The organism is Bifidobacterium sp. LH_416, from assembly GCF_056357055.1.
In genome coordinates this window covers 22,824-45,567 of sequence record NZ_JBKEVJ010000008.1, presented here as the reverse complement: position 1 = coordinate 45,567, position 22,744 = coordinate 22,824, and the positions used below count along the sequence as shown (strand labels likewise).

The 22,744-nt window shown below is 55.2% G+C and carries 17 protein-coding genes; 7 read left to right on the top strand and 10 right to left on the bottom strand.

Annotation, left to right across the window (positions count from 1 at the left end):
• The first annotated feature begins 165 nt into the window (after positions 1 to 165).
• Positions 166 to 2,358, top strand: a complete 2,193-nt coding sequence (gene nrdE, locus AC1AY0_RS11620) for a class 1b ribonucleoside-diphosphate reductase subunit alpha (protein ID WP_476524964.1) — start codon at positions 166 to 168, stop codon at positions 2,356 to 2,358.
• A gap of 249 nt (positions 2,359 to 2,607) precedes the next feature.
• Positions 2,608 to 3,600, top strand: a complete 993-nt coding sequence (gene nrdF / locus AC1AY0_RS11615; RefSeq protein WP_033889497.1) for a class 1b ribonucleoside-diphosphate reductase subunit beta — start codon at positions 2,608 to 2,610, stop codon at positions 3,598 to 3,600.
• A gap of 231 nt (positions 3,601 to 3,831) precedes the next feature.
• Here the strand turns inward: nrdF and AC1AY0_RS11610 are convergent, their stop codons facing one another.
• The 8 genes from AC1AY0_RS11610 to AC1AY0_RS11575 all read right to left on the bottom strand — a co-directional run bounded on the left by AC1AY0_RS11610 (position 3,832) and on the right by AC1AY0_RS11575 (position 11,246).
• Positions 3,832 to 5,157, bottom strand: a complete 1,326-nt coding sequence (locus AC1AY0_RS11610) for an ATP-binding protein (RefSeq protein ID WP_476524965.1) — start codon at positions 5,155 to 5,157, stop codon at positions 3,832 to 3,834.
• Complete coding sequence (locus AC1AY0_RS11605; RefSeq protein ID WP_476524966.1) at positions 5,157 to 5,894, bottom strand: LytR/AlgR family response regulator transcription factor; 738 nt, start codon at positions 5,892 to 5,894, stop codon at positions 5,157 to 5,159. Before AC1AY0_RS11605 ends, AC1AY0_RS11610 begins: the two co-directional genes overlap by 1 nt.
• 103 nt (positions 5,895 to 5,997) lie before the next feature.
• Complete coding sequence (locus tag AC1AY0_RS11600) at positions 5,998 to 6,747, bottom strand: amino acid ABC transporter ATP-binding protein (RefSeq protein WP_476524967.1); 750 nt, start codon at positions 6,745 to 6,747, stop codon at positions 5,998 to 6,000.
• Between the two features lie 85 nt (positions 6,748 to 6,832).
• Complete coding sequence (locus AC1AY0_RS11595) at positions 6,833 to 7,366, bottom strand: L-2-amino-thiazoline-4-carboxylic acid hydrolase (protein ID WP_476524968.1); 534 nt, start codon at positions 7,364 to 7,366, stop codon at positions 6,833 to 6,835.
• Between the two features lie 46 nt (positions 7,367 to 7,412).
• Positions 7,413 to 8,189: an amino acid ABC transporter permease gene (locus tag AC1AY0_RS11590; RefSeq protein WP_476524969.1), complete on the bottom strand. Its 777-nt coding sequence runs from the start codon at positions 8,187 to 8,189 to the stop codon at positions 7,413 to 7,415.
• Between the two features lie 3 nt (positions 8,190 to 8,192).
• A complete protein-coding gene (locus AC1AY0_RS11585) occupies positions 8,193 to 8,843 on the bottom strand; it encodes an amino acid ABC transporter permease (protein ID WP_476526482.1) in 651 nt (216 codons plus the stop codon).
• 111 nt (positions 8,844 to 8,954) lie between these two features.
• Complete coding sequence (locus AC1AY0_RS11580; protein WP_476524971.1) at positions 8,955 to 9,800, bottom strand: transporter substrate-binding domain-containing protein; 846 nt, start codon at positions 9,798 to 9,800, stop codon at positions 8,955 to 8,957.
• Between the two features lie 264 nt (positions 9,801 to 10,064).
• A complete protein-coding gene (locus AC1AY0_RS11575) occupies positions 10,065 to 11,246 on the bottom strand; it encodes a glycosyltransferase family 2 protein (protein WP_476524972.1) in 1,182 nt (393 codons plus the stop codon).
• A gap of 473 nt (positions 11,247 to 11,719) precedes the next feature.
• Here AC1AY0_RS11575 and AC1AY0_RS11570 point away from each other — a divergent pair, with 473 nt between their 5' ends.
• Both AC1AY0_RS11570 and AC1AY0_RS11565 read left to right on the top strand, forming a co-directional pair.
• Positions 11,720 to 12,847: an ABC transporter ATP-binding protein gene (locus AC1AY0_RS11570; protein ID WP_034535199.1), complete on the top strand. Its 1,128-nt coding sequence runs from the start codon at positions 11,720 to 11,722 to the stop codon at positions 12,845 to 12,847.
• A 175-nt stretch (positions 12,848 to 13,022) separates the two neighbouring features.
• Positions 13,023 to 14,429: a DUF4032 domain-containing protein gene (locus AC1AY0_RS11565; RefSeq protein ID WP_101626506.1), complete on the top strand. Its 1,407-nt coding sequence runs from the start codon at positions 13,023 to 13,025 to the stop codon at positions 14,427 to 14,429.
• A 92-nt stretch (positions 14,430 to 14,521) separates the two neighbouring features.
• Here AC1AY0_RS11565 and rlmB read toward each other — a convergent pair whose 3' ends face one another.
• Positions 14,522 to 15,520, bottom strand: a complete 999-nt coding sequence (gene rlmB / locus AC1AY0_RS11560) for a 23S rRNA (guanosine(2251)-2'-O)-methyltransferase RlmB (protein WP_101626505.1) — start codon at positions 15,518 to 15,520, stop codon at positions 14,522 to 14,524.
• Between the two features lie 75 nt (positions 15,521 to 15,595).
• Here rlmB and AC1AY0_RS11555 point away from each other — a divergent pair, with 75 nt between their 5' ends.
• Positions 15,596 to 16,852: an MDR family MFS transporter gene (locus AC1AY0_RS11555; RefSeq protein ID WP_101626504.1), complete on the top strand. Its 1,257-nt coding sequence runs from the start codon at positions 15,596 to 15,598 to the stop codon at positions 16,850 to 16,852.
• A 168-nt stretch (positions 16,853 to 17,020) separates the two neighbouring features.
• Here the strand turns inward: AC1AY0_RS11555 and AC1AY0_RS11550 are convergent, their stop codons facing one another.
• On the bottom strand, positions 17,021 to 18,379 hold the full coding sequence (locus tag AC1AY0_RS11550) for an ATP-binding protein (RefSeq protein ID WP_207553090.1): 1,359 nt from the start codon (positions 18,377 to 18,379) through the stop codon (positions 17,021 to 17,023).
• Between the two features lie 269 nt (positions 18,380 to 18,648).
• On the opposite strand from AC1AY0_RS11550, the gene AC1AY0_RS11545 reads away from it, so the two are divergent.
• Together AC1AY0_RS11545 and AC1AY0_RS11540 are read left to right on the top strand one after the other, a co-directional pair.
• Entirely contained in the window at positions 18,649 to 19,467 is an 819-nt protein-coding gene (locus AC1AY0_RS11545) for an alpha/beta hydrolase (RefSeq protein ID WP_101626594.1), read from the top strand.
• Positions 19,468 to 19,646: 179 nt separating this feature from the next.
• Entirely contained in the window at positions 19,647 to 22,685 is a 3,039-nt protein-coding gene (locus tag AC1AY0_RS11540; protein ID WP_476503845.1) for a cation-translocating P-type ATPase, read from the top strand.
• The last annotated feature ends 59 nt before the right edge of the window (positions 22,686 to 22,744 follow it).

Below are 22,744 nucleotides of genomic sequence, written 5' to 3'. Positions count from 1 at the left end.
GGCGGCCCAAAATTTCGAAGAAAACGGCGACTTCGTGAAAATGCGCCATTGAGTTGCTGCCAGCGGCGTATTTTTTCGAGATAAACCCACTGTTCGTGAAAATATGCCATTGAGTCATCGTCAGTGGCTTATTTTTTCGAAAACAAGAAAGATTCTCACCTAACTATGACCGACTTCACCAATACCGAACTGGCTCTCGACAACACATCGCATGCTGCCGAGCCCACTGATCCGGCACATGATTACCATGCGCTGAACGCGATGCTCAACCTTTACGATTCCAATGGCCAGATTCAGTTCGACAAGGACAAGGCTGCCGAGCGCGCTTACGTAACCAATCACGTAGCTGCCAACACAGTCACGTTCCCCACTACCGCCGAGCGATTGCAGTACCTTATCGAAAACCAGTACTACAACCCGCAGGTGTTCGCCCAGTATTCTGCCGAATTCCTCGACAGCTTCTACGAGCACGTGGAATCTTCCGGTTTTGAATTCGGCACCTTCCTGGGCGCCTTCAAGTTCTACACGTCTTATGCGCTAAAAACCTTTGACGGCAAGCAGTACCTCGAAAACTTCCCGCAACGTTGCGCCGCCGTGGCATTGGAACTTGCAGCCGGCAATGAACAGCAGGCCGTCGAATACGTGGACGAAATGCTGGCCGGACGCTTCCAGCCCGCCACTCCGACCTTCCTGAACCTCGGTAAGGCTCAGCGAGGCGAGCCGGTGAGCTGCTTCCTCGTGCGCATCGAAGACAACATGGAATCCATTTCCCGCGGCATCAACGCAGCTCTGCAGCTTTCCAAGCGTGGCGGTGGCGTGGCGCTGCTGCTGAGTAACCTGCGCGAACTTGGCGCTCCGATCAAGCACATCGAAAACCAGTCCAGCGGTGTGATTCCGGTGATGAAGCTGCTGGAGGATTCCTTCTCTTACGCTAACCAGCTCGGCGCTCGCCAGGGTGCCGGCGCAGTGTACCTGAGCGCCCATCACCCGGATATTCTGCGATTCCTTGACACCAAGCGCGAGAATGCCGACGAGAAGATTCGTATCAAGTCCCTAGCCCTTGGCGTGGTGATTCCGGACATCACCTTCGAACTCGCCAAGCGCAAGGAACAGATGGCGTTGTTCAGCCCCTACGATGTCGAGCGCGTCTACGGCAAGCCGTTTGCGGATATCGCCATCACCGAGCACTATGCGGAAATGGTGGCGGACAATCGTATTCGGAAGACCTACATTGATGCTCGCAAGTTCTTCACCACCATCGCCGAATTGCAATTCGAATCCGGCTACCCGTACATCGTGTTTGAGGACACCGTCAACCGTGCAAACCCGATTGAAGGCCGCGTGACCATGTCGAACCTGTGCTCCGAAATCCTCCAAGTTCAGGAGCCCAGCGAATACAACGAAGACCTGACCTATAAGTATGTCGGCCGCGATATTTCCTGCAACCTTGGCTCCCTCAACATTGCTAAGGCCATGGATGGCGGACTGGCCCACACGGTGGAAACCGCGATTCGTGCACTCACCTCAGTCGCCGAACACACGTCGATCAACGCCGTGCCATCCATCCGCCGCGCCAATGAGGAAGGCCACGCCATCGGTCTCGGACAGATGAACCTGCACGGATTCTTGGCCCGCGAAGGCATCATGTATGGTTCCGAGGAAGGCCTTGACTTTACGGACATGTACTTCATGACCGTGGCCTACCATGCGTACCGCGCCTCGCATGCGCTCGCCGTTGAACATGGCCAGGCATTCAAGAGCTTCCCAACCTCCGACTACGCCAAGCCAGCCGGTCAAGGCAACTACTTCGACAAGTACACCGATGGCCGCCGCTCCCTGGAGCCGCGCACCGCTCGTGTGCGTGACCTGTTCGCCAAGTTCGGCATCACTATCCCGACCGTGGCTGATTGGGAAGCGTTGCGTGACGCAATCCTCAAGGATGGTATCTACAACCAGAACCTGCAGGCCGTGCCGCCAACCGGCTCAATCTCCTATATCAACCATTCCACGAGCTCAATTCATCCGATTGCTTCCAAGATCGAGATTCGCAAGGAAGGCAAGATCGGCCGCGTCTACTATCCGGCAGCCTACATGACCAACGACAATCTCGAGTATTACAAGGACGCTTACGAAATCGGCTGGAAAGCCATCGTAGACACCTACGCCGAAGCTACTCAGCACGTCGATCAGGGCCTGTCGCTGACGCTGTTCTTCCCGGACACCGCCACCACCCGCGACCTCAACAAGGCTCAGATCTACGCCTGGCGCAAGGGCATCAAAACCCTCTACTACATCCGCATCCGACAGCAAGCCTTGGAGGGGACAGAGGTCCAAGGCTGCGTAAGTTGCATGTTGTAATTGACGCGGTGGGGAATGGTATGTGTTGCTCGACACACTCAAGGCCGTTCGGCCAAGCTTACGGTCGAGCAACACATACCATTCCCCACCGCTGCGCTCTGCTGATTCACAAATCGTCATAATTATTCAATAGGTAAGCGGTTGGTTGGTGGACGTGTTGTCAGACCGTAAAGACTTGGCCAGAGCGGCCTGGAGCGTGTCGGACAACACGTCCACCAACCAACCGCGCCAATCAAATAAGGAAGAACAATGCCACCGATTTCTATTCCGCGTAAGCCGTTGAAGCTTATTGATCGTGTTTCTGCAATCAATTGGAACCGTTTGGAAGACGAGAAAGACCTTGAGGTCTGGGATCGACTGACTGGTAACTTCTGGCTGCCTGAAAAAGTGCCGGTTTCCAACGATATTCCTTCTTGGCAGCAGATGAGCGAAGAAGAGCACACGCTCACTATGCGCGTTTTCACTGGCCTAACTCTCCTCGACACCATTCAGGGCACGGTCGGTGCAGTCTCCCTGATTCCGGATGCGCTCACTCCGCATGAGGAGGCCGTGTACACGAACATTGCGTTCATGGAATCCGTGCACGCCAAGTCATACTCCTCGATTTTCTCCACCCTGTGCTCCACCGAGCAGATCGATGCAGCATTCGACTGGAGCGAGCAGAACGAATTCCTGCAGAAGAAGGCTGAAATCGTACTCGACTACTACGAGGGCGATAACCCGTACAAGCGCAAGGTGGCTTCTACGCTGCTCGAATCCTTCCTCTTCTACTCCGGCTTCTACCTGCCGATGTACTTCTCCGCACACGCCAAGCTCACCAACACCGCGGACGTGATTCGACTCATCATTCGCGATGAAGCTGTGCACGGCTACTACATTGGGTACAAGTATCAAAAGGGTATTGCCCAGCTCACCGATGCTGAGCGCGCTGATCTGCAGGACTACACCTATGACCTGCTCAACGAACTGTATGACAACGAGGTGGGCTACACCGAATCCCTGTACAGTGGCGTTGGCCTCGTGGAAGATGTGGAAAAGTTCCTGCATTACAACGCCAACAAGGCGCTGATGAACCTCGGCTATCCGGCACTGTTCCCGGCAGAAATCTGCGATGTGAATCCTGCGATTCTCGCCGCACTGAGCCCGAACGCTGACGAAAACCACGACTTCTTCTCCGGCTCCGGCTCCTCCTACGTGATGGGCAAGGCCGAGGAAACCGACGACGACGATTGGGATTTCTAGCGCATTCCTTGAGACCACGGGGCGAACGGCGTCTCTCCCGTATGACTTGACTGTCGGATTTCCAACGTTGACTGTAGGTTTTCAGTCACTGACTGTAGGGTTTTGGATATTGACTGTAGGGTTTCCAACGTTTTTCGTCGGATTCCCTACAGTCAACGTTCGATTCCCTACAGTCAGTGTTGGAAAACCTACAGTCAACGTTGGAAATCCGACAGCCAACTATTACTAGAGTCACCGCGGAATGAGCGCGGTCAGTACGAACCAATGATCGTCAGTGCGAATCGTCACTTCGCCGCCGTATTGTGCGGCGATGTGACGAATCGACTTCACACCAAAACCATGCCGTGAAGCATCGCGCTTCGTTGTGCGCAACGCGCCAGTCGAATCCTTCTTCAGTGCGGAATCGTAGTAATTCTCCACACGAATCACAGTGAACTGCCCCTGGCCATACAAGGCCAGTCGAATCAGACGCTGCTGCTTATTCGGCAGTTTGCTGGTTGCTTCAATCGCATTATCCAACGCATTGCCAAACAATGAAGCAATATCCATCGATGACATACCATCCAACAGTTTGCCATCCGCCACTGCGGTCAGGGTAATACCACGATCCGCGCAGGTGCGCATTTTGGAGGTCAGAATCACGTCCAGTACCGGATTGCCGGAATGCTGTTGGGCGCTCGCCGCAGCCACGGACGCCTCCAACTGCTCGAATCCGGCCGCTGCATGTTCCGGATCCACTTCAGCTCGCAACGCAGCGATCTGATGCTTCAAATCATGAGCCAGTCGACCAATAGACTCAATATTTTCCTTGGACGCCAAATATTCCTGATGCTGGCTGGCCAATTGCGCATTGATAGACGCCAGCTCCGCGTTGGCTGCCATACGCCGTGCCTGCTCCTGCTGCGCGTACAGAATCGCGAACCCGCAGAAATCCACCAATGTGCGAATGTAGAACACCTCTTGGCCGACCGATCCAGAGAACGGGGTGTTAGTGGAAATAAAGCTCAGGTTACTCATGGCGAACGTCACGATGGTGATGGCGATTGTGCCCACCGAAAGCTGCCAAGTAGTGCTCGTAGGCGCATCGTGCGCGAAATTGCCGCGCTCAACTAGCCATGCCACAGCGAATGCAACCGCATACGTACCAATCAGCACCAGCGTGGCGAATGGCTCATGTATCTCCTTGCCAAGCCCATATTGCAGGAACGTCACCAGCTGCCAATGCAAAGACGCCACCAACTCAGCCAGTACAAATGCGCGGGCAGTAATATACAAACCCTCGCGATTACCAGTACCCGCACCAAAGCGCACAATCGTCCACATGCCGCTGAATGCCAACAGCATGCCGATAACCCAGAACCATAGCGGCATCGCGCCATCGAGATATTGGATGCCAATCATGCCAGCCAAACCGACGATGCTCACTGTGGCTGTCCGCTGCCAGCTCACACGCCGGTAAATGGCCATGATGTACACCATGCATGCCAGCCACTCGCACAAAGCGGTGTACAGACGCGGAATATCCGGCAGCGCGTTGGTAATGGTGCTGGTGTCCATCAGAGAGCGCCCATACCCATGTAGTTCGTCAACGCAGTCAAGAACGCTTTCTTGCGCGGACGGCTCACACGCAGCGCCTCTCCATTCGACATCACGCAATCCTGCCCGTCCACGCCGGTCACATGGCGCAGATTGACTAGATAACAGGAATTCGAACGGAAGAAGTCCTGCTCAGCCAAGCGCTCTTCGAAATCCTTCAGCGTACCGGTCACCGACAGTTTGCCGCTCAACGTGTGCACAATAATCGTGTGCCGAATCGATTCGATATACAGCACATCCGCCAGCTCCACACGCATCTGCCGACCGCCGGTATCAATCATCAGCGAACCATCGCTGCGCCGCCGAACCATGTCAATAGAACGCTTGATTTCCTGTCGGAAGGCAAAATATGGTACCGGCTTCAGCAAATACGAGAGAGCCTGCACCTCATAGCCATTAATGGCATATTGCGGGGCGGCGGTGATGAACACAATAACCACCGAATTATCGCGCTCGCGGATTTTACGGGCTGCAGCCATGCCGTCCATGTGCTGCATTTCGATGTCCAGCAACAGAATGTCATACGTCGGCGTGTATTTTTCAACAATTGCCTCGCCGTCGTCGAATACGGAAATCGTGAACTGCGTGCCGGTTTCGCTCTGATATTGGTTCAGATAATCAAGTACTCGCTGGCAGGCGGTGGGATCATCTTCGACCACTCCAACCCTGATATCGCGCATGACCAACCCTCCCGTCATGGTTCTCCTTGAGCCATCTTATCCGCATGCCTCGGCCTCGCGCGGATTTGAACAGCACTATTGAAAAAGCCCGGCTGATAAGGCCGGGCTTGAATAAGGCAGATTACTTGTCGTTGATGCGACTCAGGAAGGCTTTAGTGCGTTCATGCTTCGGATGGTCGATAACCTCTTCAGCAGTACCTTCTTCCACAATGACGCCCTCGTTGACAAAAATGACTTTGTCTGCGACTTTGCGCGCGAATCGAATTTCGTGCGTGACAACCACCATGGTGATGCCCAGCTGAGCCACTTTCGTCATCACGTCGAGTACATCGCTAACAAGTTCAGGATCCAAAGCTGAGGTTGGCTCATCGAACAGGATGACAGTTGGGTTCAGCGCCAAAGCGCGGGCAATGGATACGCGCTGCTGCTGGCCGCCGGACAACTGAATCGGATAGTAGTCGGCAAAGTCCGACAAGCCAACCAGTTCCAGTTGCTTGCGTGCAATGGCCTCAGCTTCAGCCTTTGACTTCTTCTTAACGGTGATAAGACCTTGGGTGATGTTCTGCAGGGCTGTCTTGTTCTTGAACAGGTTGTAATCCTGGAACACCATGGCGGTTTGGCGGCGCAGCGCCAGTGCGTCAGCATGCTTGATTTTCTTCCCGCAGTCCACGCTAACTCCGCCGATGGTAATCACACCGGAATCAGGCGTCTCCAACAGATTCATGCTGCGCAACAGCGTTGTTTTACCGGAACCACTAGGGCCGATAATCGCCGTTACTTCGCCTTTAGTGGAATGCAGAGAAATGCCTTTAAGGATTTCCCGGTCGCCGAATGATTTATGCAGGTTTTCGACGTTGAGTGCGTATTCCATGAAACGACCTTTCTGGGGGATAGTCCTTCAGCTCATCCCTAAATCAGTCACCGAAGTGGGTAAGAAGTGGGTAAAACAATTGCGATCAGTTGTTGTCGGTTTTAATGAAGCCATCGGCTTCCTTGCGGCGGGTGAAGCGCAGCGTGCACACGTCCTTGCCATCAGCGATAGTGCCTTCCAAAGCAAAGTCGAGGCAGGGGAATTCCTTGGCGAAAGCATGGTCACCAGCCATGGCGATTTCGCACAGTCGCGAGATTTGATCCGGAGTCTTGCCCTGCTTCACCCATTCGGTGACGTACGGGCAGTAGTGGAAGTGGATTTCCAGTTCGTCGTCGTTATCGACCACGCGCTCCATTTCGTAGATGTCCTTGTTGTGGTCAACGCCGAAGCCGTCAGCGAACTGGCGGAACGTCGGATTCTTGCCCAAAGACTGTGCGTATTCCTTGCCGTTATCCGCGCCATACGTCCATACAGCGTCATAAGCGAACTGGTCGTCCAAGCCGCGCTTTGCAGCTTCGTCGATCATGTTGCTGATAGTGGCTGCACGCCTAGCGGAAATATCGCGCAGGCCATCCACAACGGGGTTGACGATATGTGGTGTGTTGTTTTCAAAAGCCATAATGATGCTCCTTCAGTGGTATTCGATGCTGACCTTACGCCTAGGATTAGGCGATAACCGATGCGACGTTGCGTAGACGAGACTGGTTCTTCTTGCTCGAAGAACGTTCGCCAGGAGCGCCATCCTTGAAATTGAATCGACCAAGCTTGCTGTACAGCAGTTGCAGCAGACGCTCAGCAATCACACAGACTACCCAATACAGCAGCGCAGCTACCAAATAGGCTTCCAAGAAGTCGTAGTTTTGGCTTGCGCTGATTTTCGCAGTGCCGAGCAGCTCAGCCACGCCAACCAGTGACGCGACGCTCGTGCCCTTGAGCAGCCAAATGAAATAGTTGCCCATATCCGGAATGGATACCACAACCACTTGGGGCAGCAGAATATGCCAGATGATCTCTCGGCGGCGCATGCCGCAAGCTTTGCCTGCTTCAATCTGTCCGTGATCGATTGCTCGTACGGAAGAAACCACAACATCAGTGATGTATGCGCCGAAGTTCAAGCCGAGAGCCAGAACCGCAGCAGGGAAGTATGGAGGGTTACGAGGATCGAAATGATATCCCAGGAAGCCATCAAGTCCCTTAGCCACAATAGGAACCGCGTAATAGCAGAACAGCAGCTGGATGACCAGCGGAACACCTTTGATAAAGGTATTGATTGCAATAACCAGCTGCCACAGCACCGGTATGCGAATGAGAATAAAGGCTCCGCACAGAATAGCGAAGGCAAGGGCCACAATCATCGACCACAAAGTGAGGTTGAGCGTGGCAGGCAGTGCGCGCAACAGGACGGGAATATCCTGCCCCATGAACTCATAATCGAGCGTCATGACTCATACCGCCTTTCCATAACGTTCGTAATGCTTGGCAGCCAAGTTGAACAGCGTTTCGAGAATCGCGCACAGAGCGAAATAGATCACTGCTGCCGTGCCAAGCACCCACAGGCGGCCGACGCCCGAATTCAAACCAATCATGCGATCGGCATATCCCATGACTTCAATGGCACCGATGGTGTACGCGAGCGAAGCGCCCTTGAGTACATCAATGGAAAGATTTTTCAGGTTCAGTACGGCGTTCTGCAGAGTTCCAGGAACAATCACATGCAGGAAGCATTGCCAGCGGCTGTAACCAATGCTGTAGCCGGCTTCGATTTGGCGATAATCCATGGCAAGATAGCCGCCACGATATGCTTCAGCCACAAAGCACGACAGATTCAGTGCCGTGGCGATGATGTAAAAGGTTCCCGCAGACAGGTCGCTGATATCAATGCCGATAAGCAGGAACAACCTTGGCAGGCCGTACAGAATGAGGAACAGCTGTACCAGTTGTGGTGTTCCACGGAAAAATGACACGAACAGGGAGACCAGCCAATAGATAACCCCTCGTTCCCTCAATCGTGCTTTGCAGATGGCTATGGCCAACAATGCCGCGATGACGCTTGGCACAATTGTGTACACAAGCGTCATCGGGATGTATTGGATCATACCCGGCAGCACATTCCCAATGATTTGCAGACCGGAATTCATATGGACCTTCGTTCGGAACCTGATGCGGTGTATGCGTTATATGCGTGGTATGCGTGAGGTCTCAGCAGATCAGCCGTTGTCGGCAATGCCGAGCTTCTCAGCCAGGGCGAAGTTATCCTGCTTGAACCACTTCTTGGTGAGCTTGGCCAGGCTGCCATCCTTGGTGAGTGCCTCGATGGACTTGTTGACTTCCGCCTGGGCGGCCGTGTTCTTCTTGTTGAGCAGGAACACGGTGTCGCGGCCGTCGACCGGGTCGGTGACCTTCATCTGGTAGCCGAGGCTGTCCTTGACACCGTCGAACTGGTCCTTGGAGAGGTACACGGCGTCATACGTGCCGTCATGCACCTGCTGAATCATGTCAGTGAAGGTCGGCTGGGTGGAGGAGGCCTCCATGGTGATCTTCACATCCGGGTGCTTCTTCTGCCAATCGCGGAAGGCCACGTAACGGCCGTCGGTGGATTCGATCGGTACAACGGACTTGCCGTTCAAGTCATACATGGTCTTGATGGTGCTGTTCGGGTTGACGATGAGGTTCAGGAAGTAGTAGTTGTACGGCTTGGTGACCAGGTAGTCCTTCTCGCGGGCCGGAGTGCGGAAGAACGTGCCGCTAACCAGATCGTACTTGCCTTCCTTCAGGCCGATAAGAGCGTTCTGATACTCCTGAGTGGTGTATTCGAACTTGAGGTTCTTGTTCTGAGCGTCGATTTCCTTCAGTGCCTCGTATTCGAAGCCTGCCGGGCTGCCGTCCTTTTCTGCATAGGCGTACGGCTTGTTCGGCACAACGAGTGCAACCTTCAGCGTCTTTTCGCCGCTGTCGCTAGCGTTGGCGGTGCCGCATGCGGCCAATCCCATCAAAGTGCCCAAGGCCGAAACTGCGGCAATTGCTCTGACAACTGTCTTCTTGATATTGCGCATTTGGAGTCATTCCTCTCTCTTGTCATCACTCCACATGGTTTTGATATTCGAAGCAATACGAAAGAAGAGCCGCAAAAGACACCCTCAGCGTACAGAGGATTGAGATTTCTGAATCTTCTTCCCGAATAACGGTGTTGATTCTAGAAGCCTCATGCCGGGCAAAGCGGCAAAATGCTCGTTATCTCGTATATGGATTATTGATAGCCCTTTAACAATCCTTGGAAAATCAAGGTTTTTGAGGTTGTATAGCTTACGGGGCGGGTCCTATTCCTGTTCAAAGGTGACGCCATTGCGGGCGGCGAGGCGTTCGGCTTTACGCTCATCCTTGCGCTCTTCTACGGCTTCGATGTGTTGAATGCGCAGTTGACGCCAATCATCGCGCATATCGCGGAAGCGTTCGGACAACGTTGGTTCGGGCTCTTCTTCGCCTTCCTCCGGCGAGGAAGGCGCCAGTGCATCCACGGCATTATCGGCGAACTTCGTCACGCCGAGCTTGAGCAGACCAAGCAGCTCGCGCAGCGTATCTGGAATTGGCTCGTCGCTTTCGTTAGCGGTTTTGGACAGTCGATCGATACGGCGCCGGATGGCGTCGGCGTCTTCGGGATCGATTTTCAATCCGGCAATCAGCGACTGGCGGATGGTTTCATAATCGAGATTGGCGAAGAAGTTGAGCTGCTGCAGTGTCATAAAGCCCTTGAGTTCAGGGAAATGCGACACAATATATTCTTCGCGATCGTCGGCAGCGCGAGTCCAATCGCGCGTGAGTTTCGGATCCCAGCTGGCGGTGATGGAACCTTCGCGCATGCGGTAGTGGTACAGCACTTTTGGAATGCGCACTACGCGCGTCGCTTCGCCGATTACATTGCAAATGCGGGAAAGATCTTCGATTTTGCGGCCGACTGGGAATGCAAAACTTGTGTTTTGGTATGTGGATGCGGGGGCAAGGAAAGCCCAGAAATATCCGTCGATTTCTGCTTTGACTTGTTTTTTAATTGCCTCGACTGGGGTGAGAATTTGGACCTCGTCAAAGTCGTTATGACGGTAGTTGGAGAGCAGCGGCTTGCCATTTTCGGAAATAGTGTCGAACTGGAACATCACGAGATCGGCATCGTAGTTGCGCATGTCGGCAAGGCAGTCTTCGACCAACGTGGGGGCCACGGTGTCGTCGGAATCCGCGAAATAAATATAGGAGCCGGTTGCCTGCGCGATGCCTGCGTTGCGCGCATCGGAAAGACCGCCGTTGGCTTTATGAATCACGCGTACGCGAGAATCTTTGCGTGCCCAAGCATCACACATCGCGGGGCAAGAATCAGGAGAGCCATCATCGACGAGCAGGATTTCGAGATTCCGGTATGTTTGCGCGGTTACGCTGGCCACGCAATCGTCGAGAAACTGCTCGACCTTGTAAACCGGAATGATAATGCTAACCAGTGGCTCCTGTTCCATGGTTTAAGGGTAGCGCCGGCCCTCGCCGCATTCCGGGGATTGCGCCGCTCGTGGTGAGATTTTTCGCCGCATTCCCGGAATTGCGTCGTGAAACGTACCGTGAAACATGCGTTTTGCGCTACTTTCCGGTAATTGCGTCGCTGGTGGGGCGGTTGTGCGTCGCATTTCGGGGAATGCGTCGCTATGGGGAGGGCGTGCACTGCATTCCCGGGAATGCGCCGCGGGGAGGGAGTCCTTTGCGACACGCTTCGCGAAATATTTCGCGTTTCCGGCCTTGTTTTTGTACCTGGCGCGTGTATAGTGAATGGTGGCTCAACGAAGAGAACCTTCACTGAACCGGAAAAAGTAAACGCTGAAGCTTGCAGTTCCGAGAAGCGACGTTGTATGTCGGTGTTGTGGGTAGAAGCAAAAGGAAACAAATCCCTTTACAACGGATCGTGAGGCACGTACCTGCCTCTGAAAGGATTGAAATTATGGCAGAAGTCGTATTCGACCACGTCACTCGTATCTACCCGGGCAACGATAAGCCCTCTGTGGATGATTTGAATCTTGATATCAAGGATGGCGAGTTCCTCGTCCTCGTTGGTCCTTCTGGCTGCGGTAAGTCTACGACCCTTCGTATGCTCGCCGGCCTGGAAGAGGTCAACAAGGGCCGCATCCTCATCGGTGGCAAGGACGTCACCACGATGCAGCCGAAGGACCGCGACATCGCAATGGTGTTCCAGAACTACGCTCTGTACCCGCACATGACCGTCGCCGACAACATGGGCTTCGCTCTGAAGATCGCCGGCACCCCGAAGGAAGAGATTCGCAAGCGCGTTGAGAAGGCCGCTGAGATCCTCGACCTGACCGAGTACCTCGACCGCAAGCCGAAGGCTCTGTCCGGTGGTCAGCGTCAGCGTGTTGCTATGGGCCGTGCAATCGTTCGTGAGCCGAAGGTCTTCCTCATGGATGAGCCGCTCTCCAACCTCGATGCAAAGCTTCGTGTCCAGACCCGTACCCAGATCGCTGCTCTGCAGCGTCAGCTGGGTGTCACCACCCTGTACGTGACCCACGATCAGACTGAGGCTCTGACCATGGGCGATCGCATTGCCGTCATCAAGCTCGGCATTCTGCAGCAGGTCGGCGCTCCGACCGAGCTGTACGATCGTCCGGCCAACGTCTTCGTCGCTGGCTTCATCGGCTCCCCGTCGATGAACCTGAACACCCACCCGGTGGTCAACGGCAAGGCAAAGATCGGTGAGGACACCGTGGATCTGCCGGCTGAGGCTGTCAACAAGCTCACTGCTGAAGACAACGGCCAGATTGTGGTCGGCTTCCGTCCTGAGGACGCAAGCCTGGCTGCTTCCGACGACCCGAACGCCTTCTCCCTGAAGGTTGTGAACGTCGAGGATCTGGGCTCCGACGGCTACATCTACGGCAACATCATCACCGATGGCTCCGCAGCTGAGGCTTCCCAGGTTATGTCCGACCAGAACAAGCTCACCACGATTCGTGTGAACCCGCGTGCGCTGCCGAAGGTCGGTGCAACCGTCAAGATCAAGATTGATCCGGCCAAGATGCACCTGTTCGCTCCGTCGACCGAGCTGCGTCTGAACTAGTAGATACTTGGCGAGGTCTAACCGCTTCGTCAACCATTAAACGAGGTTATTCTCTTCCTCTCTTATGACCTCGTTGGAAAAGCCCTGCACAGCTGCGGGGCTTTTCTTTTTCTGTGCCTCGCCACACCTATAATGGCAACCAGTTATTCCCTCTAACTCAGTACGATGGAGTGCTATGGAAGTAAACAATCTGCCCCAGATGGATCCGCGTGCGTTGAAAGCCACTTCTGTTAAGGCTGAAGACGAGCACGCCAATTCTGCCGAGCCGCAGGCACTGAAGATTACTGCCGCAAGCTCGAACCCGAAGATGTTCACACTGCCGTGGCACAAGCCATTGGCTACATGGCCGGAAGATTTGCTTGCCAACCTGCCGCGAGGCATTTCCCGCCACGTGGTGCGTTTCGTGCACGTGGGCGATGAAGTCTACGCCATGAAGGAAATCACCCGTCAGGTGGCTGAACGAGAATATGAGATTCTGCGCCGTCTGCAGAAGCTCGAGCTGCCTACGGTTACCCCGATTGCCGTGGTCACCGGTCGTCATGATAAGAATGGTGAGCCGCTTGAAGCTATTTTGGTAACGCGTCATCTCAAGTTCTCGCTGCCGTACCGTGCACTGTTCGCCCGCAATCTGCAGCATGATACTGCCGAACGACTGATTGACGCGCTTGCCGTGCTCATGGTTCGTCTGCACTTGGCTGGCTTCTACTGGGGCGATGTATCTCTGTCGAACGTTCTGTTCCTGCGTGATGCTGATGCTTTCTCCGCCTTCTTGGTGGACGCCGAAACCGGCGATTTGCAGGTGCAGCTGACCGATGGTCAGCGCGAATACGATATCGATTTGGCTCGAACCAACATCATTGGCGAACTGATGGATTTGGCTTCCGGCCGACTGCTGCCGAGCGACGTGGACGAAATCGAAGTAGGCAACCGCTTGGTTGACCGTTATCATTCGCTGTGGAGCGCTCTGACCGATACCGATAAGTTCGGTCCGGATGAAATGTGGAAGATTGAGCAGCGCGTCAATAAGCTCAATGAGCTGGGCTTTGATGTGGACGAGCTCGAAATGAAGACTGCCGAGGATGGTAAGCGTGTGCTGGTACGTCCGCGTGTGGTTGATGCTGGTTATGCAAACCGCAAGCTGCTGCGTTTGACTGGTCTTGATGTGCAGGAGAACCAGGCTCGCCGCCTGCTCAATGATCTCGATGCCTACCGTGCTTCCACGTGGCGCGATGGTGAGGAACTTGAGATTGTGGCCACCGACTGGATGCGCGAAGTCTATGAGCCGACTGTTCGCATGATTCCGCGCGATTATCGCTCGCAGATTGAGCCTGCCCAGTTCTTCCACGAGGTGCTCGATCACCGCTGGTTCCTGGCAGAAAAGGCCGGCCACGATGTGCCGATGGCTGAAGCCGTGACCAGTTACATCGACAATGTGCTGCCAAAGTACAAGCTCGATAAGAAGGATCTCGACGAGCTCAACGCCGAAGCCGATTCCGGTGTGGTGGATGACGAATACACCTATGGCGACTACGACGGCTACAACCCCGACGACGACCCCGACGCGGCTGTGTGGAGCCACTGAGCAGTAACACGAGTGAAGCCCCTCACCTGAGGGGCTTCACTCATATCAATTGCAATAACTCTAGTTCCGCTTTGAAGAGGGGAGTTACTCGCTTACTTCGCGGCTTCGCCAGCCTTACGACGTGCATTTGCCACAGCGTACAGGCTGATGCCTGCAGCCACCGAAGCGTTCAGCGATTCCACGGTCGAGCTGATCGGAATACCGGCAATCGCGTCGCACGCCTCACGAACCAGTCGGCTCAAACCGGAACCTTCGGAACCGAGCACCACAACCAGCGGATCGGTTTCAAAGCCGGTTTCGCCGACGAGCTTATCGCCGCCGCCGTCAAGGCCCACCACGTAATAGCCGCGTTCCTTCAAGCCCTCAATAGCCTTGGTCAGATTCACCACGCGAGCCACCGGCATATGAGCGGCAGCGCCAGCAGATACCTTCCAAGCCGCAGCGTTCACCGAGGCAGAGCGACGCTCCGGCAGAATCACACCATTAGCACCGAATGCAGCAGCCGAACGAATCACGGCACCGAGGTTCTGCGGATCCGTCACACCGTCCAAAGCAATGAACAGCGGACGTGCGGCGATGCGAGCGGCAGCGGAATTCGCGGCCTCCATAGCCTTCGCCTTCTTTTCCGCGCGCTCCACCAGCTCATGCACTGAGGAATACTGGTACGGTTCCACCTTCAAGATCACGCCCTGATGGTTGCCGGAGCGAGCGATACGATCCATCTCCAGACGGTCGGCTTCCATCATGTGCAGGCCGTTCGCGCCAGCAATCTTCACGATTTCGCGCGTGCGATCATCGTGCTCGATGCGGGAGAGAATATACAGCGTGGAGCTTGGCACGCCTACGCGCAGTGCTTCCAGCACGGAATTGCGGCCGAATACCAGATCGGACGTATCCGCGGATGCGAACTTGTCCACGCGGCGGCGGGCTGCCAGACGCGGATCAGAGCGAAGTCGGCGCTCCGCTGCCTTCTTGGCCTTGTAGGCCTTGTGATACACGCGGTCCTCGGCCTTCGGAGTGGGGCCGTATCCCTTCAACTTATTACGATGTTTTCCACCCGACCCCTTGGTCGGTCCCTTTTTGATAGCCATAGGTGCCATTGTCCCAGCACCCCGCGCCAAATGCCCGGACTGTAGCGCCTCAGAGCTCCGAGTACAGTATTACTAGTGAAGAAGCAACGCGAATTATTCGGACTGTCCCCGCTGTACTGGGGTTTGTGGCTGGCAATCCTGATTTTGTGGATGGGGCGCTTCGTCACATCATTCCTATCCATTTACCTGGTGTCCGCGCTGCATATCAACGAGGGCGTGGTAGGCACAGTCGTTTCCATGTACGGTTTCGGTTCCATCCTCGGCTGCCTATTCGGCGGCACCTTATCGGACCGTTTTGGTCGGCAAGTGATGATTATCATCGGCGAAATTGGTGCAGCAGCAGCTCTATTAGTGGTGTCTGTGCTCACTCATCCGATTGGACTCGGCGCGGCTCTGTTCGTATATGGCACGTTCGCATCCCTGCCGAGCCCAGCCATCGCCGCATATATTGCAGACGTGGTACCGATCCAGCGCCAACAACGCGCGTATGTGCTGCAATCCTGGGCCATCAACTTTGGTTACGCCATCGGTCCGATTGTGGCGAATCAGCTGGTCAAGATTTCGTATTCTCTGATGTTCTACGTTGAGGCTACGGTGATGATCGGCGTCACAATATTGCTTATGATTTTCTTCCGCGAAGTCAAGCATCTGGGAATGGCAGTACCGGCGCCGGGCAGTGAGCTTCCCACAAGCGATTCCGCATCGCCACAATCCGGCTCTATGGCTAGCAATTGGCGGCGGGTGCTCACTGATATGCCATTCCTCGCATTCTCAGTATTGATGTTCGGCTACTTCCTGGTGTATTTCCAAAGCACATCCGGCCTGCCCATCGCCATGACCAACCTGGGCTTAGGGCTCGGTGATTACTCGATTCTGCTCACCATCAATGGATTCATGCTCTGCGCATTGCAGATTCCAGCGATGAAATTATTCGCGCGCATGGGCAATTCGCGTGTGCTGATAGCAGGCCTTGCCGTGACCGTGCTGGGCTATGCAGTGCAGATTGTGGCCGATTCGTGGGCTGGTTTTGCGCTCGCCGTAGTTCTGTGGACGCTCGGCGAGCTGGGCACTTTCCCCATCGCAACTACTACAGTTGCCGCGATGGCGCCAGCAGATGCACGCGGCACATATCAGGGTGTGTACAACGTGCTGTGGTCGCTATCGATTGCTTTGGCGCCAATGATCGGCGGCTGGATTATCAGCGATTTTGGCGGCCGCGTGCTGTGGATCGCTTGCACAGTGATGCTGATCGCAGTAACTCTTGGCCTGCGCGTGACCAAAGGTTCCCGGGATCGTGCGATGGCCGCCAGCTTGCGCGATGCCTCACGGTAGATGATTCTCGCCAGGAACAGTGTGAGGCAACCGAACTTCTCCGCACATTCAAGCAGGCCTGAAACGGCGGGATATCGCGGATATGATGCTCTGTATGCGCGATTGGGATTCAGTAATCCTCTCACCTTTCTTGTTGAGAATCATTTGCTGAGATACGTTCTAGAATCATCACAGGCAATGCGCCATATACAACGGCAGATATAGTCGGTCTCCTTCAACGCGCATTGGTCTGGGATGCAGCACGTATTGCATGCCAACCCGGCTGTCGAATTTATTCTTGAACTTATCGAGCGATGTGGTTTTGTATCTCTTTGTCGATTTGACCTCCACGGGGCAGACCCTGGCCTTCATGGCGGCGTTCGAATACTCTCCGATAAGCAAAAAATCAATTTCCATGCGATCTTCTGCCTGACGGGAGTATCGGGAATAGAAGAACAGACGATGACCTGAGGCTCGGAACTGCTGTGCAATAGCATTCTCCACCAGCATGCCTTCGTTCACTTCCAGTTTGCCGAACAGGATATCGCGGTACAGCTCATTCGACGTGTATGCGCGGTCGGCAAACACCTGTGTTACCAACAATCCGGTGTCTCCCATATAGCATTTCATCGTGGAGTCCTCTTGATGCAAGCGTAGGCCCACATGTGGATCCGTGGCGTTCATGCAGCGGTTGATTAGGAACGATTCATCTAACCAGAAGAAAGCGTCGCCATATTCACGTTCGCGTGCGTTTTCGCCTAAAGACGACAGTGTGAACTTCTTTTCATGCTTGGAAAGCTGCCCCGGGATTTCATCGAAGATACGTTTGACCCGTTCTTTCGAATCGCCGCCGTATTTCTCGATGTCCTGAGCGTACAGACGTAAGATTTGACGCTTCACTCGGTCGACATTGCCCATATCGGATGTTTCCAGATAACGCTCTATGGCCTGTGGCATGCCTCCCACCAGCATGTATTCACGGAACAGGCGCTCCGCCTTGTTGTCCAGCAGCGGAGACATCGCCTGCCTGTCTGCGAAAGATTGCCGTATCGCATCAGCGAGTAATTCTTCTCCTCTGGCCCATAGAAATTCCTCAAAATCCATGGGAAACATGCTCACCGATTCTTCCTCGGAAGGAATCAAGATGTTTTCGACGTTCTTCTTAATGGAGATTAGGGAGCCGGTCTCCATGAAGTCATATCGGCCATCCGCAACGAGTTGTTTAACCGCGCTGCGGGCAAAGGGAAAGAGTTGTACCTCGTCGAAAATAAAGAGGGTGTCACGCTCATACAGACGTACGCCGTAGTAGACGGAAAGGTCCATGAACAGTGTGTCCAAATGATTCAGATTGTTGCGGAACGAGTCTCGCACTGCCTGCGGAGCCTTCTGCCAGTCAATAAGGATGTATGAACGGTATTCGTTTTTCGCGAATTCCTCGGCGATGGTGCTTTTGCCGACGCGGCGGGCTCCCTCGATCATCAGCGCAGTAGTTCCATTACTTTCGGACTTCCACTGCCGTAGACGGTTGTATATCTTCCTCTTATACATGACGAGCTCGCATTCCCAGTATTTTCAGGACTCTTCATGGTATTGTATCACGATTCCTAAGTTATAAAATGACGTTATGTACACGAATCCTAAGTTATGAAATGCTTGAATTCTCACGATTCCTAAGTTATGCATCAAATGGGGCAGGCCGGCATGTCTCCTTCCTCTCCTCTTCATCATGCCGTTGCGCACTATGATGTAAGGCTGAGATAAGTCTGAAGCAAGACGGGCGCAGGCCGATGCAGGCCGTCGCTCGCGGGGAGATGCGGATGCAATACATTGAGCGCGCAATCACTGGAATCGACGGCAGCGAGGCCCGATTCATCGGCTATGTTCCAGACAATAGCCCAGAAATGGATTCTGACCGACACCGCACTTCGATTCTGATTCTGCCCGGCGGCGGGTATGCCATGACGTCCGACCGTGAATCCGAACCAGTGGCTCTGCGATTTCTGGCCAAGGGCTTCAACGTGTTTATTCTGCGATACTCGGTGAAGCCGAGTCGATACCCGGTAGCGTTATTGGAAGCTGCCGAGGCGATGCGGCTTATCCGCGCACATGCCGACGAATGGCACGTAAAGCCCGAAGCAATTGCCATACTCGGCTTTTCTGCAGGCGGCCATCTGGCCGCTAACCTGGCCACCAGTGCTGGCGACGATACGATGCGCGCGCATAACGTCAACCCAGACGAAGTGCGACCAAACGCGCTGATGCTTGCCTACCCGGTAATCACTGCTGGCGAGTTCGCCCATCGCGGTAGCTTCCAATGCCTGCTTGGCCTGGAAGCTCATAATCCAGAGCTGCTTGACGAGCTCTCCATTGAGCGCCATATCGACGCCAAAACTCCACCGGTGTTCGTTTGGCACACTATGACCGACGCCACTGTGCCAGTGGAAAATACGCTGATGCTCATTCAAGCATGCCGCGCGGCGGGCGTGAGCGTGGAAGCGCATCTGTACCCGGAAGGCACGCATGGCTTGTCCCTCGCCAATGAGGAGACCGCGGGCGCCGGCAAATATGCGCACATAGTCGAATGCCTGCAATCCTGGCCCGAGCTGGCCGAAACGTGGTTGCGCCGCCTGTTTTAGTCAAAACGCATTACGCTGTACGCCGACCAATCCACGGCACTATGCAATAATGGCAAAGTATGCATCGGCAGCAGTTGCGTCGGTGCCCACAACCGCGCAGTTCTACGGGCAGCTGGGGGAGATAACCCGGTGGTGATAGGTAGGGCTGACTACTCCGCGGCAATACCAAGGAGAACATCATGGTTGATCGCCAGAATGATCAATCCGCCAACGCTGCGACCGCAACGGAAGAGGTCGCGCTGAATACCGCGCAATCGGTGCAATCTGTGCAGGATCAAGCGGTGGAATCAGAAGAAGTCCGCGCCCAAGAGGCGTTATTGGGGGATACCGACCCCAGTTTGACCAGTGCCGAAGACGTGGCCAAAGCCTTGAACGTCGACCCAAGCCGGGGCTTAAGTGATGAAGAAGCCAAGCGTCGACTGGCCAAATTCGGTCCGAATGAGCTGGCCAGTGCGCCGCCAGTGCCGAAGTGGAAGAAGTTCCTAGCCCAGTTCCAAGATCCGCTGGTGTATTTGCTGCTCGCAGCAACTGTAATCTCGGTTATCGCTTGGTTTATTGAAAAAGCCAATGCTGTACCGGGTGCTGAAGGGGGAGAGGCACTCCCGTTCGATGCTCTGGTTATCGTCCTGATTCTGATTGTTAACGCTGTGCTCGGCTATATGCAGGAAGCCAAAGCCGAGGCGGCAGTAGAGGCACTTGCCCAAATGACTGCGCCGCAGACGTCAGTGCTGCGTGACGGCAAGGTTCAGCGTATTAATACCACGGACGTTGTGCCAGGCGACATTATCGTCCTCGCTGAGGGTGATTCGGTATCCGCCGATGGCCGCTTGGTCAATGCAGCCAGCCTGCGCATCGCCGAAGCCAGCCTGACCGGCGAATCAGTGCCGGTCGGCAAGAAGCCGGATACGCTGGCCGAAGCCAAAGCTCTGGGCGACCGCGCCAATATGATTTTCAACGGTACTTCGGTGACCCAGGGTACCGGCCGCGCGATTGTGACCGGCACCGGCATGAACACGCAGGTCGGCAAGATTGCAGACATGCTCTCCGCCACTGAAGACGAGAAAACCCCGCTGCAGAAGGAAATGGACTACGTTTCCAAGATCCTCGGTATTGCAGTGTGCATTATCGCCGTAGTGGTACTGGTGGCGCTCGCTGTACTGGAAGGCTTCAATGACATTCATGATGTGATTGATTCCCTCCTGCTTGCCGTTTCCCTGGCTGTTGCTGCCGTGCCGGAAGGCTTGGCTGCGATTCTGACCGTAGTGCTGGCGCTCGGCGTGCAGCGTATGGCCGCGCACAACGCCATCGTCAAGAAGCTGCATTCAGTGGAAACGCTCGGCTCCGCATCCGTGATTTGCTCGGATAAAACCGGTACGTTGACCCGTAACGAAATGACCGTGGAACGTGTGGTCACGCCTAGCGGCGAAGTGCAGATTACCGGCACGGGGTACGCGCCTGAAGGCCGTATGGTGATGACAGGCGGCATCGACCCGCAATCCGAACAGGCCAAAACCGTGGCCGATGAAGTTGTGGCTACTTTGCTTGCCGGCACGCTGGCAAACGATGGTGAACTGCGCCAAGATGCCAACGGCCGTTGGGAGACGGTTGGCGATCCTACTGAAGTGTCCCTGATTGTGGCCGCCCGCAAGGTCAAGGCCGATCACAAGGCACAGCGTTACACGCGCGTTGGTGAAATCCCGTTTACCTCCGAGCGCAAGCGCATGTCCATCATCGCCAAGGACGACACCGATTCCGGCAAGCTCACCGTATTCGCCAAGGGTGCTCCCGACGTGCTGCTGAGCTACTGCTCCCGTATTCGCGTGGGCGGTCAGGTCAGGAAGCTCACCGAAGGCGACCGCCAGACCATCCTGTCCACCGTCGAACGCCTCTCCTCTGAGGCATACCGCACGCTCGGTGAGGCATGCCGCCCGCTCGAAACCAGCTCACTGGCTGACGTGCCTGGCGTCGCCGTCAATGCGGCCGGCCAGGTGGCCGATATCGCTGACCAGGCGGAAACGCTCGAAACCGACCTGATCTGGAACGGTATGGTTGGCATTATCGATCCGCCGCGCACCGAAGTCCGCGATTCCGTGGCCGAAGCGCATCGTGCCGGCATCCGCACGGTAATGATTACCGGCGATCACCCGCTGACCGCAGCCCGTATCGCTTCCGACCTTGGCATTATCGCCAAGGATGGTAAGGCGCTTACCGGTGACCAACTTGACGAGCTGAAGAGCGAAGCCGAGTTTGATAAGGCTACCGCAGACGTTTCCGTCTATGCGCGCGTGGCTCCCGAGCACAAGCTCAAGATTGTGGAATCCCTGCAGCGCCAAGGCAACATCGTGGCCATGACCGGCGACGGTGTAAACGATGCTCCGGCAGTCAAATCCGCAGATATCGGTGTGGCCATGGGCATTACCGGTACTGAAGTGACCAAGCAGAGCGCCAAGATGATTCTGGCGGATGACAATTTCTCCACCATTGTGGCTGCCGTACGCGAAGGTCGCGTGATCTTCGATAACATCCGCAAGTTCCTGCGCTACCTGCTGAGCTCCAATGTGGGCGAAGTGTTCACCGTGTTCCTTGGCGTGGTACTGGCCGGCTTCCTTGGCATTCGTCAGCCGGAAACCGTGGGTGTTACGGTGCCGCTGCTCGCCACACAGCTGTTGTGGATTAACCTGCTCACTGATGCTGCGCCGGCGCTCGCCATGGGCGTGGATCCGCAAACCGAAGATGTGATGGGTCGCAAGCCTCGCAAGATGACCGACCGCGTGATTGATGCTTCGATGTGGGGCGACATTATCTACATCGGCATCATCATGGCCATTGTCACGCTGATTGGTATGGATATGCACTTGGCTGGTGGTCTGTTCACCGATCGCTCGGTGGAAGCGATTGGCCACGAGGCTCAGATGACTGAGGCTCGCACCATGGGCTTCACCATTCTGGTGTTCGCGCAGCTCTTCAACGCACTGGCTTCCCGCTCTCACCTGCAGTCCGCATTCGTAGGCCTCTTCTCCAACAAGTGGCTGTGGGGCGCAATCGGCTTGTCTGTGGCATTGCAGCTCGTGGTGATTTACGTGCCGTTCCTCAATGGCCCGTTTGGCACCACGCCGCTCAGCCCGCTCGCTTGGGTGGAATGCCTCGGATTGGCTGCCATCGTGTTCGTTGCTTCCGAGCTGCGCAAGGTAGTTTTGCGAGCTATGGCTAAGCGATAGTCGCACATGTAATTAACTCGCGTATAGCAGAGGGGCTGATGGAAATCGATTCCATCAGC

Excerpts from the sequence above, each read along its gene's own strand:
- nrdE (WP_476524964.1), top strand. The coding sequence starts at position 166 with ATGACCGACTTCACCAATACCGAACTGGCTCTCGACAACACATCGCAT.
- nrdF (WP_033889497.1), top strand. The coding sequence starts at position 2,608 with ATGCCACCGATTTCTATTCCGCGTAAGCCGTTGAAGCTTATTGATCGT.
- AC1AY0_RS11610 (WP_476524965.1), bottom strand. The coding sequence starts at position 5,157 with ATGGACACCAGCACCATTACCAACGCGCTGCCGGATATTCCGCGTCTG.
- AC1AY0_RS11605 (WP_476524966.1), bottom strand. The coding sequence starts at position 5,894 with ATGACGGGAGGGTTGGTCATGCGCGATATCAGGGTTGGAGTGGTCGAA.
- AC1AY0_RS11600 (WP_476524967.1), bottom strand. The coding sequence starts at position 6,747 with ATGGAATACGCACTCAACGTCGAAAACCTGCATAAATCATTCGGCGAC.
- AC1AY0_RS11595 (WP_476524968.1), bottom strand. The coding sequence starts at position 7,366 with ATGGCTTTTGAAAACAACACACCACATATCGTCAACCCCGTTGTGGAT.
- AC1AY0_RS11590 (WP_476524969.1), bottom strand. The coding sequence starts at position 8,189 with ATGACGCTCGATTATGAGTTCATGGGGCAGGATATTCCCGTCCTGTTG.
- AC1AY0_RS11585 (WP_476526482.1), bottom strand. The coding sequence starts at position 8,843 with ATGATCCAATACATCCCGATGACGCTTGTGTACACAATTGTGCCAAGC.
- AC1AY0_RS11580 (WP_476524971.1), bottom strand. The coding sequence starts at position 9,800 with ATGCGCAATATCAAGAAGACAGTTGTCAGAGCAATTGCCGCAGTTTCG.
- AC1AY0_RS11575 (WP_476524972.1), bottom strand. The coding sequence starts at position 11,246 with ATGGAACAGGAGCCACTGGTTAGCATTATCATTCCGGTTTACAAGGTC.
- AC1AY0_RS11570 (WP_034535199.1), top strand. The coding sequence starts at position 11,720 with ATGGCAGAAGTCGTATTCGACCACGTCACTCGTATCTACCCGGGCAAC.
- AC1AY0_RS11565 (WP_101626506.1), top strand. The coding sequence starts at position 13,023 with ATGGAAGTAAACAATCTGCCCCAGATGGATCCGCGTGCGTTGAAAGCC.
- rlmB (WP_101626505.1), bottom strand. The coding sequence starts at position 15,520 with ATGGCTATCAAAAAGGGACCGACCAAGGGGTCGGGTGGAAAACATCGT.
- AC1AY0_RS11550 (WP_207553090.1), bottom strand. The coding sequence starts at position 18,379 with ATGTATAAGAGGAAGATATACAACCGTCTACGGCAGTGGAAGTCCGAA.
- AC1AY0_RS11545 (WP_101626594.1), top strand. The coding sequence starts at position 18,649 with ATGCAATACATTGAGCGCGCAATCACTGGAATCGACGGCAGCGAGGCC.
- AC1AY0_RS11540 (WP_476503845.1), top strand. The coding sequence starts at position 19,647 with ATGGTTGATCGCCAGAATGATCAATCCGCCAACGCTGCGACCGCAACG.